Origin of the sequence: Pseudomonas sp. P867, assembly GCF_019891455.1 — a bacterium.
GTDB lineage: Bacteria > Pseudomonadota > Gammaproteobacteria > Pseudomonadales > Pseudomonadaceae > Aquipseudomonas > Aquipseudomonas synxantha_A.
Window position 1 is genome coordinate 97,129 of record NZ_JAFLXB010000012.1, and the last position, 14,557, is coordinate 111,685.

Sequence of the window (14,557 nt, forward strand, 5' to 3'; positions counted from 1 at the left end):
ACCATGCTTTCCAACCCTAATATCGACTTGGTGTCGCGCTTTCTTCGCTTGCCTCTGGAGCAGCGCCAGCAGTTTTACCAGCGCCTGCAAAGCCGGGGCATGAGTTTCGCTCAACTGCCGATTGCCTCGATCCGCGAGGACGGCCAACATCTGCCGCTGTCCTACGCTCAAGAGCGCCAGTGGTTTCTTTGGCAACTGGATCCGGACAGCACCGCCTATCACATCCCCGGCGCCCTGCGTTTGCACGGGCACTTGGACCTGGCGGCATTGCAGCGCAGTTTCGACAGCCTGCTGGCCCGGCATGAGAGCTTGCGCACACAACTGGTCGAGGACGGCGAACGCCTCTGGCAAGCGGTGATGCCCCAGGCGCGGGTGCAGATCCACCAGGCGCGTATCGACGAGGCACAGTTGATGGCGCGGGTGGAAGCCGAAGTCGCACGGCCGTTCGATTTGCACCAGGCGCCGTTGTTGCGCGTGACGCTGCTGCAACTGGCCGAAGATGAACATGTGCTAGTGATGGTGCAGCACCACATCGTCTCCGATGGTTGGTCGATGCAAGTGATGGTCGAAGAGCTGGTGCAGTTCTACGCTGCTCATAGTCAGGGCCATGATTTGCAACTGCCTGAGCTGCCGATCCAGTACGCCGACTACGCCCTGTGGCAACGAGGCTGGATGGAGGCCGGAGAGCAGGCGCGCCAGCTGGCCTATTGGCAGGCCCTGCTGGGCGGCGAGCAGCCGGTGCTTGAGCTGCCGCTGGACCGCTCGCGTCCGGCGCAGCAAAGCCATCGCGGTGCAAGCGTGCAGGTGCATCTGCCACCGGCTCTGGTGGCCGGTCTCAAGCGCCTGGCGCAGCAGGAGGGTGTAACGGCGTTTATGCTGTTGCTGGCGTCGTTCCAAGCCCTGTTGTATCGCTACAGCGGGCAGTCGGACATTCGTATTGGCGTGCCGAATGCCAACCGAAACCGTGTCGAAACCGAGCGGCTGATCGGCTTCTTCGTCAATACACAGGTGCTCAAGGCTGACCTCGACGGGCAGATGAGCTTTGCCGAACTGCTGCAACAAACCAAGCGTCGCGCCCTGGAGGCCCAGGCCCATCAGGATCTGCCGTTCGAACAACTGGTGGTGGCGTTGCAGCCCGAACGCAGCTTGAGCCACAACCCATTGTTCCAGGTGATGTTCAACCACCAGACCGATGCCCAGGGCGGCCGCGAAGGCCAGCAGTTACCGGGCCTGCGTGTGGTGGAACTGGAGTGGGACAGCCCGACCACCCATTTCGATCTGAGCCTGGATACCCATGAATCCGCCGAGGGCCTCTGGGCTGCGCTGACCTATGCCACTGACTTGTTCGACGCCGCCACCGTCGAGCGCTTGGCGCAGCACTGGCAGCACGTGTTGCAGGCGGTGGTGAACGCACCGCGCAGCCGTCTCTGCGAGCTGCCGATGCTGAGTGCCGTGGAGCAACAGGTGATGCTCCAGGATTGGAATGCTCCGGCGTGTGCCACCACCCTGCACGCGGTGCACCGGCTGTTTGAAGCCCAGGCCGACCGGCAGCCGGGCCGCCAGGCCCTGGCCCTGAATGACCAGGCCCTCAGCTATGGCGAACTGAATCGCCAAGCCAACCGCCTGGCGCATTACCTGCTGGCCCAGGGCATCGGCGCTGATGGGCGGGTGGGGATCTGCGTCGAGCGCTCCTTTGCCATGGTGGTCAGCTTGCTGGCGGTGCTCAAGACGGGCGCAGCCTATGTGCCGTTGGACCCTGAGTACCCGCGCGAACGCCTGGTGCATATGCTTGAGGACAGCGGCGTCGGGCTGGTGTTGACTCAATCCCACCTGCGCGGGCGCCTGCCGTTGCCGGCTCATGTGTCGTCCGTGGATATTGATCTGGCCCCATTGGCGCAGTGCTCCGAGGACAATCTACCGACTGATGTCGAGCCCCAGAGCCTGGCGTACGTGATCTACACCTCCGGCTCCACCGGCAAGCCCAAGGGGGTTGCCATCAGCCATGCTGCCCTGAGTGAGTTCGTTGGCATCGCGGCGGATTACTCGCAACTGGTTGCCCAAGACCGGGTGTTGCAGTTTGCCACCCTGAACTTCGACGGTTTTGTCGAGCAGTTGTACCCGGCCCTGACCCTCGGTGCCACCGTAGTACTGCGCGGCCCGCAACTGTGGGACGGTGCCGAGCTGTATCGGCAGATCATCGCCCAGGGCATCACCTTGGCCGACTTGCCCACGGCCTACTGGAAGCTGTTCCTGCAAGACTGCCTGGCAGCGGGCCCGAGGTCTTATGGTGCCTTGCGCCAGATCCATATCGGCGGCGAAGCCATGCCGTTGGATGGCCCACTCCTGTGGCAGCGCGCAGGGCTTAGCCATGTGCGCTTGCTCAACACCTACGGGCCTACCGAGGCCACTGTGGTCTCCAGTGTGCTGGACTGCACCGACGCGAGCGCCGTCAGCGCCGCCGGTGCCAGCCCGATTGGCCGGGCGCTGCCAGGGCGTGGTCTGTATGTGCTGGACCGCGACCTGAACTTGCTGGCGCTGGGCGCAGTCGGTGAACTCTATATCGCCAGCGCCAGTGGCTTGGCCCGCGCTTATTTACAACGGCCGGGCCTGACTGCCGAACGTTTCGTCGCGGACCCGTTCGGCGCGGCAGGCGAGCGCCTGTACCGCACGGGCGACCTGGCGCGTTATCGCGCCGACGGCGTGGTGGAGTATGTCGGGCGGGTCGACCACCAGGTCAAGATCCGTGGTTTCCGCATTGAACTGGGTGAGATTGAAAGCGTACTGCTGGCTCAGGACAGTGTGCGTGAAGCCTTGTTGCTGGCGGCTGACAACCAACTGGTGGCCTACCTGGTGCCGGCGCAGACGCTGTCTGAAACCGAGCGCGCGGAGGCTGGCGAACAACTGATGCTGACCTTGCGTGAACACCTGCCGGACTACATGGTGCCAGCGCACCTGATCTTCCTCGACCACATGCCTTTGAACCCCAACGGCAAGCTGGACCGCCAGGCGCTGCCCAAACCCGAAGCCGCCGCCTTGCAACAGGACTGGCTGGCGCCGGTCACGCCGTTGCAGCAACAGGTGGCAGCGATCTGGGCGGATATCCTCGGCGCCGAGCACGTGGGCCTGAACCAGCACTTTTTCGAACTGGGCGGGCATTCGCTGTTGGCGATGCAGGTGGTATCACGGATTCGCCAGACCCTGAGCCTGGAAGTGCCGCTCAAGGCCGTGTTCGAACACCCACGCCTGGAGGCATTTGTCACCGCCTTGCAGGCCCAGGACAGCCCGATGCCGACGGCGCCACCTCTGCTGCCGGCGGGCCGCGAGCAGCCGTTGCCGTTGTCTTATGCCCAGGAGCGTCAATGGTTTTTGTGGCAACTGGAGCCCCAGAGTGCGGCGTATCACATCCCCAGTGCATTACGCTTGAAAGGGCAGTTGGATCCAGGCGCGCTTCAGCACAGTTTCGATAGCTTGCTGGCGCGCCATGAAAGCTTGCGCACCCATATTCGCCAGGATCACGACGGCGCGGTGCAAGTGATTGAACCGCAGGTGGCCTTGCCGATCACCCAGACTGATGTCGATGAGGCCCAGCTTCAGGCCCGGGTAGAAGCGTTGATTGCCCAGCCGTTCGACCTGCAGCAGGGCCCGTTGCTACGCGTGACGTTGCTGCGCCTGGCCGCCGACGAGCATGTGTTGGTGCTGGTGCAGCATCATATCGTCTCCGATGGTTGGTCAATGCAGTTGGTGGTCGAGGAGTTGGTGCAGTTGTATGCCGGTTACAGCCAAGGCCAGGATGTGCCGCTACCGGTGTTGCCGATCCAGTACGCCGATTATGCCGTATGGCAGCGTAACTGGATGGACGCCGGCGAGAAGCAACGTCAACTGGCCTACTGGCGTGAGCTGTTGGGCGGTGAGCAGAGCGTGCTGGAGTTGCCGTTCGACCACCAGCGCCCGGCGGTGCAGAGCCACCGTGGCGCGCGCCTGGCCTTCGAGCTGGCGCCCGAACTCACTCAGGGCCTCAAGGTGTTGGCGCAAGAGCAGGGCGTGACCCTGTTCATGTTGCTGCTGGCATCGTTCCAGACTTTGTTGCACCGCTACAGCGGCCAGGAAGAAATACGCGTCGGTGTGCCGATTGCCAACCGCAATCGCAGCGAGACCGAGCGGCTGATCGGCTTTTTCGTCAACACTCAGGTGCTCAAGGCGGATGTGCATGGGCAGATGAGTGTCGAGCAGTTGTTGCAGCACGTTCGGCAACGCGCGGTCGAGGCCCAGGCCCACCAGGACTTGCCGTTCGAACAACTGGTGGAAGCTCTGCAACCCGAGCGTAGCCTGAGTCACAACCCGTTGTTTCAGGTCATGTTCAACCACCAGACCGATGTCGGCCAGGTCCAGGTTCAGCGCCAATTGCCAGCGTTGCAGGTGGAAGGGCTGGAGTGGGAAAGCAAGACCGCTCATTTCGACCTGGACCTGGATATCCAGGAGTCCACCGAAGGCATATGGGCCACCCTGGGTTATGCCCAGGACCTGTTCGAAGCTGGCACTGTGCAACGCATGGCGCGCCACTGGCAGAACCTGCTGCAGGGGATGGTTGCCAACCCGCGGCAGCAGCTCAGTCAGTTGAGCTTGCTGGACGCGGCCGAACAACAACAGATCCTGCAACTCTGGAACCGCACGGATTCTGGCTTCTCGGCCGAGCGCTGGGTGCACGAATTGTTTGCCGATCGCGCCCGGGAAAACCCGACGGCGGTGGCGGTGAAGTTCGACGCACAAACCCTGAGCTACGGCGAACTGGATCGCCAGGCCAACCGTCTGGCTCATGCCCTGATTGCCCGTGGCGTCGGCCCGGAAGTGCGCGTGGCCATTGCCATGCCGCGCAGTGCCGAAATCATGGTGGCGTTCCTGGCGGTGATGAAAGCCGGTGGCGTGTATGTGCCGCTGGATATCGAGTACCCGCGTGATCGCTTGCTGTACATGATGCAAGACAGCCGCTCGAAATTGCTGCTGACTCATTCTGCAGTGCAGCAGCGGTTGCCGATCCCGGAGGGCCTGGAAGCCTTGGCGGTGGATCAGGTGCACGCCTGGTCAGGTTATAGCGAAACAGCACCGAATGTGGCGCTGGATGGCGACAACCTCGCCTACGTGATCTACACCTCCGGTTCCACCGGCCTGCCCAAGGGCGTGGCGGTGTCTCATGGGCCGTTGGTGGCGCACATTATCGCCACCGGCGAGCGCTATGAAACCTCGCCGGCCGATTGCGAACTGCACTTTATGTCGTTCGCCTTCGACGGCTCCCACGAAGGCTGGATGCACCCGTTGATCAACGGCGCCAGCGTGTTGATCCGTGATGACAGCCTGTGGTTGCCGGAATACACCTATGAGCAGATGCACCGCCATAACGTGACCATGGCGGTCTTCCCGCCGGTGTACCTGCAACAGTTGGCCGAACATGCCGAACGCGACGGCAACCCACCGGCGGTACGGGTGTATTGCTTTGGCGGTGATGCCGTTGCTCAAGCCAGCTATGACCTGGCTTGGCGCGCGCTGAAACCCAAGTACCTGTTCAACGGCTACGGCCCTACCGAAACCGTGGTTACGCCGTTGTTGTGGAAAGCGCGCAAGGGCGATCCATGCGGTGCAGTCTACGCACCCATCGGCACCTTGCTCGGCAACCGCAGCGGTTACGTCCTGGATTCGCAACTCAATCTGCAACCCATCGGCGTGGCAGGCGAGTTGTACCTGGGCGGCGAGGGCGTGGCCCGGGGTTACCTGGAGCGCCCGGCACTGACTGCCGAGCGTTTCGTGCCGGACCCATACGGCAAACCGGGCAGCCGTGTATACCGCAGCGGCGACCTGACCCGTGGGCGTCCGGATGGGGTGGTGGACTACCTGGGCCGTGTCGACCATCAGGTGAAGATCCGGGGTTTCCGTATCGAGTTGGGTGAAATCGAAGCGCGTTTGCGCGAGCAGGTCAGCGTCGGTGAAACCGTGGTGGTGGCTCAGGAGGGCCCGACCGGCAAGCAGTTGGTGGCCTATGTCGTGCCGCTGGACTCAACACTTCTGGACGACGCAGTCGCTCAATCAAACGGCCGCGAAACCTTGCGTCGCGCGTTGAAATCCCGCTTGCCGGACTACATGGTGCCGACGCACTTGATGTTCCTCGAACGTATGCCGCTGACCCCTAACGGCAAGCTCGATCGCAAGGGCTTGCCGCTGCCGGATGTGAGCCAGATGCAGCAGGTGTATGTGGCACCTCAGAGCGAGTTGGAGCACAAGATCGCCACCATCTGGGCCGACGTGCTGCGCCTGCCGCAAGTCGGCTTGCATGACAACTTCTTCGAACTGGGTGGCGACTCGATCATTTCGATCCAGGTGGTCAGCCGGGCTCGCCAGGCCGGGGTGCGCTTCACGCCCAAGGATCTGTTCCAGCATCAGACTGTGCAAAGCCTGGCGACCGTCGCCCGGGAAGGCGAGGGCACGGTGCAACTGGACCAGTCGGCCCTGACCGGCGAGTTGCTGCTGCTACCAGTGCAACAAGGCTTCTTTGCCGATGACATTCCCCAGCGTCACCACTGGAACCAGTCTGTGGTGCTGCAACCGCACCAGCCGTTGCAGGCGCCGCTGCTGGTGGCGGCACTGCAGGCGTTGATCGTGCATCACGATGCCTTGCGCAGCACTTTCGTCGAGGGGCCGCAAGGCTGGAGCGCAGCTTACCGCGGTCCCGATCAGCACCAGGCTGAACAGGTGTTGTGGCAAACCACCTTGAACAGCGTCGAGGAGCTGGACGCCCTGGGTGAAGAAGCCCAACGCAGCCTCGACCTGGCTGTGGGGCCGTTAGTGCGTGCTGTGTTGGCGCAGTTGGCCGATGGCTCCCAGCGTTTGTTGCTGGTGATCCATCACTTGGTGGTGGACGGTGTGTCGTGGCGCATCCTGCTTGAAGACCTGCAAAGCGCTTACCAGCAACTGGCGCAGGGCGCTCCTGTGGCGTTGCCGGCCAAGACCAGCGCCACCCGCGCCTGGGCCGCACGCTTGCAGACCTATGCCCGTAGCGCTGCGCTGCAACACCAACTGGCCTGGTGGCAGACGCAATTGCAAGGTAGCCCGGTCGGCTTGCCCGGCGCTGATCCACAGGCAAGCTTGAGCAATCAGCTGGCGCTGAGCGTGAGCACGCAGTTGGACGGCACGTATACGCGACGTTTGCTGCAAGACGCGCCGAGCGCCTACCGCACCCAGATCAACGACCTGCTGCTCACCGCCCTGGCGCGGGTGATCACACGCTGGAGCGGCGAGGCCTCGATGTTGATACGGCTGGAAGGCCACGGTCGTGAAGACCTGTTCGATGAGATCGACCTGACCCGCACGGTCGGTTGGTTTACCAGCCTTTACCCATTGCAACTGGTTCCCGCTGACTCCCTGGGTACTTCCCTGAAACACATCAAGGAGCAATTGCGCGCCGTGCCCGACAAGGGCCTGGGGTTTGGCGCATTGCGATACCTGGGCGATACCGAGGCGCAACTGGCGCTGGCGGCCTTGCCACGCCCACGTATTACCTTCAACTACCTGGGGCAGTTTGACGCCAGTTTTGACAATGGCGAACAGCCAGGGCTGTTCACACCGACCGGTGATGCCAGCGGTGCCGAGCAAAGCCAGCAGGCGCCTTTGGGCAACTGGCTGGAGATCAATGGCCAAGTCTTTGGCGGCGAGCTGAAATTGAACTGGAGCTTCAGCCAGGCGATGTTCGATGAAGCGACGGTGCAATGCCTGGCTGATGAATATGCAACTGAACTCAAGGCGCTGATCGACCACTGCTGTGAGTCGACGCACCAGGGCGTGACGCCGTCGGACTTCCCCCTGGCGCGGTTGTCCCAGGCACAGTTGGATGGCCTGGCGCTGAACGTGGCCGAGGTCGAAGACCTGTACCCGTTGTCACCGATGCAGCAAGGCATGTTGTTCCAATCGCTGTACGGCGAAGGCTCGGGTGACTACATCAACCAGATGCGCATTGATGTGCAGGGCCTGGACGCAGCGCGCTTCCACCAGGCATGGCAGGTGGCGGTGGAGCGTCATGAGATCCTGCGCAGCGGTGTTGTCTGGCAGGCGGAGCTTGAGCAGCCTTTGCAGGTGGTCTACAAGCAGGCGCACCTGCCGTTTGTGCAGTTGGATTGGCAAACGCGTGCAGACTGCAACCAGGCTCTTGATGACTTGGCCGAGTCGGCACGGGCCCAGGGCTTTGTGCTGGAGCAGGCGCCGTTGCTGAGCTTGACGGTGGTGCGCACGGGGGTATCGAGCTACCACCTGATCTACACCAATCACCATATCCTGATGGATGGCTGGAGTGGTTCGCAGCTGTTCGGTGAGGTGCTGCAACAGTATGCGGGTGAGGCGCTGCCCGCGCCGACCGGGCGTTATCGTGACTATATCGCCTGGCTGCAGGCGCAGGATAAAGCTGCCAGTCAAGCGTTCTGGAAAGACCAACTGGTCAACCTGCAAGAGCCTACGCGTCTGTCCCGTTCCGCACAGTCTGAGGCGGACGCGGTCCTGGCGGTCAATGGCGAACATCGCTTGAGCCTGGATGCCGCGCAAACCGAACAGCTTAGAACCTTTGCCCAGCGCCACAAGGTGACCCTCAATACCCTGGTGCAAGGCGCCTGGTTGTTGCTGTTGCATCACCACACCGGGCAAGCCACCGTAGCCTTCGGCGCCACGGTGGCAGGGCGTCCGGCGCAACTTCGCGGGATTGAACAGCAGGTCGGATTGTTCATTAACACGCTGCCCGTGGTGGCGACGCCGGATGCGCAGATGTCGGTCAGCCACTGGTTGCAGCAGCTCCAGCAGCAGAACGTTGGCTTGCGTGAGCAAGAACACACGCCGCTGTTCGAGATCCAGCGTTGGGCCGGGCTGGGCGGTGAAGCCCTGTTCGACAGTATCCTGGTGTTTGAAAATTATCCGGTGTCCGAGGCGCTGGAGCAGGGTGCACCGTCGGGGTTGCGGTTTGGTGCAGTGCACAGCCTGGAGCAGACCCACTATCCATTGACCGTGTTGTTGGCCCTCGGCGAGACACTGGGCCTGGAATTCAATTACGCCCGCCAGGTCTTCAGCACCGCGCATATCCAGCGCTTGGCCGAGCACTTCCAGCAGTTGCTGCTGGCCCTGGCCACCGATGGCAGTCAACGTCTTGGCGCGTTGCCGTCTCTGGCGCAGGCCGAGCGTCAGTTGGTGGTGCAGGATTGGAATGCCACGGCGGTGGACTACCCGCTCGATCAAGCAGTACACCGCTTGATCGAGGCTCAGGTATTGCGCACGCCGGATGCGCAAGCGTTGGTGTTTGACGGGCAAACCCTGAGTTACAGCGCGTTGAACGCCCGGGCCAACCGGCTGGCGCACCGCTTGATGGCGGCCGGAGTCGGCCCGGATGTGCTGGTGGGCCTGGCGCTGGAGCGCTCGGTGGAAATGGTGGTCGGCCTGTTGGCGGTGCTCAAGGCCGGTGGCGCCTATGTGCCGCTGGACCCGGAATACCCCGGTGACCGCCTGGCCTACATGCTGCAAGACAGTGGCGTACAACTGCTGTTGACCCAGACCCACCTGCTGGCGCAGCTGCCGGTTCCAGCGGGTGTGAACACTCTGGTGCTGGAGCAGGGCGATGCCTGGTTGGAGGCGTTCGGCAGCCACAACCCGGATATTACCGTGCATGGCGAAAACCTCGCCTACGTGATCTACACCTCCGGTTCCACCGGCCAACCCAAGGGCGCCGGCAACCGCCATAACGCACTGACCAACCGCCTGTGCTGGATGCAGCAGGCCTATGGTCTGGACGCCCGCGACAGCGTATTGCAGAAAACCCCGTTCAGCTTTGACGTGTCGGTGTGGGAGTTCTTCTGGCCGTTGATGACCGGCGCCCGCCTGGTGGTGGCGGCGCCGGGGGATCATCGTGACCCTGCCAGGCTGGTGAGCCTGATCAACTCGCAGCAGATCACCACGCTGCATTTCGTGCCGTCCATGCTGCAAGCGTTCTTGCAAGACGCGGCAGTTGCTTCGTGCCAGAGCCTGCAACGCATCGTCTGCAGCGGTGAGGCATTGCCCGCGGACGCCCAGCAACAGGTGTTCGCCAAGTTACCCCACGCCGGGTTGTACAACCTGTACGGTCCCACCGAAGCGGCTATCGATGTGACCCACTGGACTTGTGTCGAGGAAGGCCGCGATGCCGTGCCGATTGGCCGACCGATTGCCAACCTGGGTTGCTACGTGTTGGATGACAATCTGGAGCCGGCACCGGTGGGCGTGTTGGGTGAATTGTACTTGGGCGGCATTGGCTTGGCGCGGGGTTACCATCGCCGCGCGGCACTCACCGCTGAGCGTTTTGTGACTGACCCGTTCGGTAGCGGCACACGTCTGTATCGCACCGGCGACCTGGCGCGTTATCGCGACGATGGCGTGATCGAATATGCCGGGCGCATGGACCATCAGGTCAAACTGCGTGGCCTGCGTATCGAGTTGGGAGAAATCGAAGCGCGCCTGCTGGAGCTCGACAGTATCCGCGAAGCCGCAGTGCTGGCGGTGGACGGCACGCACCTGGTGGGTTACCTGGTGCTGCAACAGCCGCTTGAGGATTGGAAAGCGGCGGTGGTTGCGTACCTGGCCGCGCAGTTGCCGGACTACATGGTCCCAGCGCAGTGGGTGGTGCTGACGCAGATGCCGCTGAGCCCGAACGGCAAGTTGGACCGTAAGGCACTGCCCAAGCCTGAGGCTCAGAGCGCTGAGCAACACCAGGCACCTGTCACCGAGATCGAGCAGCAGATCGCGGCGATCTGGCGCGAGGTTCTGGAAGTGGAGCGTGTGGGGCTTCGCGACAATTTCTTCGAACTCGGCGGCCATTCGCTGCGGGTGCTGATGCTCAAGGAGCGGATTCGCAAGGTCAGCGGCGTGAACCTGTCCGTCAGCCAATTGATGCTTAACCCCACCGTGGCGGGGCAGGTCAAGTGCTTGCAGGGCGATAGCCGAGCGTCGTTGATCGTCAAGCTTAACCAGCAGACGCAAGGCACGCCGTTGTTCATGTTCCACCCAAGCTTCGGCTCGGTGCATTGCTACACCGCGATTGCTCTGGCCCTGCGTGAGCAGCGCCCGGTGTACGGGGTAATGTGTCGCGCATTGGCTGAAGACGGCGCCGCGGTGCCGCATTGGCAGGTGATGGTCGAGGATTACACCGCGCAATTGTTGGCGGCCCAACCCCATGGCGCGTTCCGCCTGGCCGGCTGGTCGTTGGGCGGTAATCTGGCCATGGAAGTGGCCTACGGCCTGGAGCAAGCCGGCCGCGAGGTTGAGTTTGTAGGCTGGATCGACGCTGCGCCGCCACAGTGGGTCAAACCCTACTGGGATGCTGTGGAGGTCGAGGACGACCTCGAAGTCTCAGCCAATGAGCGACGTGCCGCCTTGTTGGGGGTGATGTTCCCCGAATTTGCCGAGTCCATCCAGGGTGCCTGGCAGCAATGCCGGCGGGATACCGAGGATGAAGCGCAGCAATGGCTGGGGTTCGTGAGCTGGGCTGAACAGACCTTGGGCGAAGCATTTACTGCCGTCAAAGAGGAACTGCTGCGTGGCAATGAGGCGCAGATATCCTGGGACGTTGACCGGGCACTGAGTGAGCGCTTGCTGCAGGCTGACTTCAAGCCGATCAAGGCTCCCATCAGTTGCTGGTGGGCAGCCAAGAGCCGGGCAGGGCGATTCAAGGACGTGATTGAGCAGCAAATGGCGACGGTGATCAGCCAGGGGCGTATCGAGCGCTCGGTGATGATTGAGACTGATCATGACGGCATTATCGACAGCGCAGTGTTCATCAGCAGTTTGGCGGATGCGATGAGGTAAGCCGCCGCTTTACGAGAAGCCCGGATCCTGTATCCGGGTTTTTTGTGGGTGAGCGGCATAGTCTTTTTGGCTGATGCCGATCAATGAAGCAGCCACAGACTATTTTCGTACGAAAAAAAACGCCCGGTGAGCGTTCAACTCTCACCGGGCGTGCGGTCGATCAAGGGGTGCGATCAGAAGTCCCAGCGGGTGCTGACCATCACGTTGCGTGGCTCGCCGTAGGCGGCTGAGTCATAGAAGCCCACGTTGCTGTAGTAGGACTTGTCGAAGATATTGTTGAAGTTGACGGTGGCCGAAAGGTTCTTGGTGACCTGGTAGCGGGTCATCAAGTCCACCAACCAGTAGGATTCCTGAGTGATGTCCTGGTTGGTCTCGGTCACGCCGTTCCAGATTGAATTCCAGCCCTTCGTCTGCCAGCGCAGGCCACCACCGATGGTGAACTGGTCCAGGCTGCCCTTGAGTTTGTAGGTGGTGTTCAGGTTGACCTGGTGCTCGGGTTCGAAAGTGGAGATTTTCTTGTCTTTGTTATCGCGCACGATCTTATGGGTGTAGCCGCCCTGGAGTTGCCAGCCTGGGCTCAACTCACCGGAGATCTCCGCTTCGTAGCCTTTGGTGACTGCCTTGGATCCCTTGAATGCATACTGAAAGCCGTCTGGGGCTGGGGTCTGGTTGTTGTAGGCATCGTCCGGGATAGCCCGATTGGTCTCGTGAACTTCAAAATACGCAATGCTGGTGTTCAGGCGACCCTCAAAGAATTCGCCCTTCAGCCCCAGCTCGTAGTTTTGCCCTTCATCCGGTTCCAGCAGCGTTTTGTTCCGATCTTTATAGGTGCTTTCCTGAGGTTGGAAAATATCGGTGTAGCTGGCGTACACCGAGAAGTTGTCGTTGAGGTCGTAGATTACACCGGCATAAGGAATGAACCGGCCGGTTTCCTTGTAGGACGGGTTGTTGCCGGTGACGTGATAATTGGCCACGCGCCCACCCAGGATCACGTTCAGGTCGTCTATCACGTTAAAGCGTGCGGTCAGGTAGTAACCGGTTTGGCGAATGGTGTCATCGATGTGCTGTTGGGCCGGGCCGTAGATCGGTTTGGCGATATGGCCGTTCCAGTTATAGAAATCGACCTTGTTGCCTCCTGGCCATTCCGGCGACCAGTAGCCCTTGCCTTGCCAGCGCGAGGTGCCGATGGACCCCCCCACCACCAGTTCATGTTCGCGACCAAACAGGCTGAACGGCCCGGTGGCGTAGAGATCGGCCGACGTGCTCTTGGTTTCGCCGGTGTATTTCTGCCCGTTGATCTCGGCGGTGCCATCGGCTTTCGGCTGGATGAACTGAATCGAAGCCAGGTCCGCATGGTAGCCGTTGATCTTGTGGTCGAGCTGGAACTTGGTCACCCAGCCGTCACCCAGGTCATGCTCGAGCATGGCGAACGCGGTACGGGTGTTCTGCTCCCAGGAACTCCACGTGGTGCCGTTGTTGTACGAGCGCGGCATCTTGTTGATGCTGCCGTTGGAGTTGACCAGTGGGAAGGACCCGGACCAGCTCGACCCCTGCGGAATGTTGTCCTGGTAATCGAAGCCCACCGTCAGCATGGTGTCCGGGGAGAGGTCGAATTCGGTGATGCCGTAGTAGGTTTCGGTCTTGCGCGAGTAGTGGTCCATGAAGGACTTTTTGTCTTGATACGCCGCCACGGCACGCCCACGGACATTGCCGCTGTCGGTCAACGGGCCGCTCACATCCACTTCGCTGCGGTAGTTGTCCCAGGAACCCGCGCCCAGTTGGACGTGGCCCTTGAATTCCGAGGTTGGCTTCTTGCGGACCAGGTTGATGGTCGCGCCCAGGGAGCCGGCACCGTTGAGCAGGCCTGTTGAGCCCTTGAGGACCTCGACACGGTCGTAGATCGCCATGTCGCTCAGGGTGTTGCCTGCGGAGTAACCGACGTTACGCACGGTGGACGGAATACCGTCGTACTGGAAGCTGTTGACCGAGAAGCCACGGGAATAGTAGTTGGTACGGTCGGAGTCATAGGCTGAAACCGTGATACCCGGCGTGTGGCGCATCACATCATCAACGTTGTTGAGGCCGAAGTCTTCGATGTGCTGGCGCGTGATCACCGTGATCGACTGTGGGGTTTGCCGTGGCGTCAGGGTCAGGCGGGTAGCCGTGGCAACGGTGCCCGGCGTGTAGGAACCGGAGTCTTCGGTGATATTGCCCAGGTAGTTGGCTGTCACCTGGGTCGGGCTCAGTTCCATTGAACCGCCGCTGCTGGCGGCGGCAACGGTCAAGGTATTGCCATTGAGGCTATAGGTGGTCTGGCTGCCAGCCAGCAATGCGTCAATGGCTTGCTGCGGCTGCATCTTGCCCTTGACGGCGCGGCTGTTCTTGCCCTGTACATCGCCCGGGCTGTACAGCACTTGCACATTGGTCTGGCGGCCAAATTCCTGCAGTGCGCTCCCCAGCGACTGTGCAGGAATATTCAGCTCGATCTCCTGGGCTTGCACATAACCTGCAATTGGCATCGACACAGCCAGCGCCAGGGTACTCGGCAAGAGGTTGATGTTCAGGGCCCGGCGCATGGATAGCGCTTTGCTCAGGGGGCTGAGACCGAGTCGTGCTGGCATGGATGCTTTCTCTTCTGTGTTTTAAGTGGGCAATTATAAGTGTTTATTGAGGTTAGTTCTCATTACCACTAGTGAGACGTTCC

2 protein-coding genes are annotated in these 14,557 nt (G+C 61.7%); one reads left to right on the top strand and one right to left on the bottom strand.

Features of this window, described 5'->3' with window-relative positions; translation table 11 throughout:
- The first annotated feature begins 3 nt into the window (after window positions 1-3).
- On the top strand, window positions 4-11,853 hold the full coding sequence (locus J1G33_RS20855) for a non-ribosomal peptide synthetase (RefSeq protein WP_223018663.1): 11,850 nt from the start codon (window positions 4-6) through the stop codon (window positions 11,851-11,853).
- A gap of 173 nt (window positions 11,854-12,026) precedes the next feature.
- On the opposite strand, the gene J1G33_RS20860 is transcribed toward J1G33_RS20855, so the two are convergent.
- Entirely contained in the window at window positions 12,027-14,474 is a 2,448-nt protein-coding gene (locus J1G33_RS20860) for a TonB-dependent siderophore receptor (protein WP_148854202.1), read from the bottom strand.
- Window positions 14,475-14,557: the final 83 nt, after the last annotated feature.

Excerpts from the sequence above, each read along its gene's own strand:
- J1G33_RS20855 (WP_223018663.1), top strand. The coding sequence starts at position 4 with ATGCTTTCCAACCCTAATATCGACTTGGTGTCGCGCTTTCTTCGCTTG.
- J1G33_RS20860 (WP_148854202.1), bottom strand. The coding sequence starts at position 14,474 with ATGCCAGCACGACTCGGTCTCAGCCCCCTGAGCAAAGCGCTATCCATG.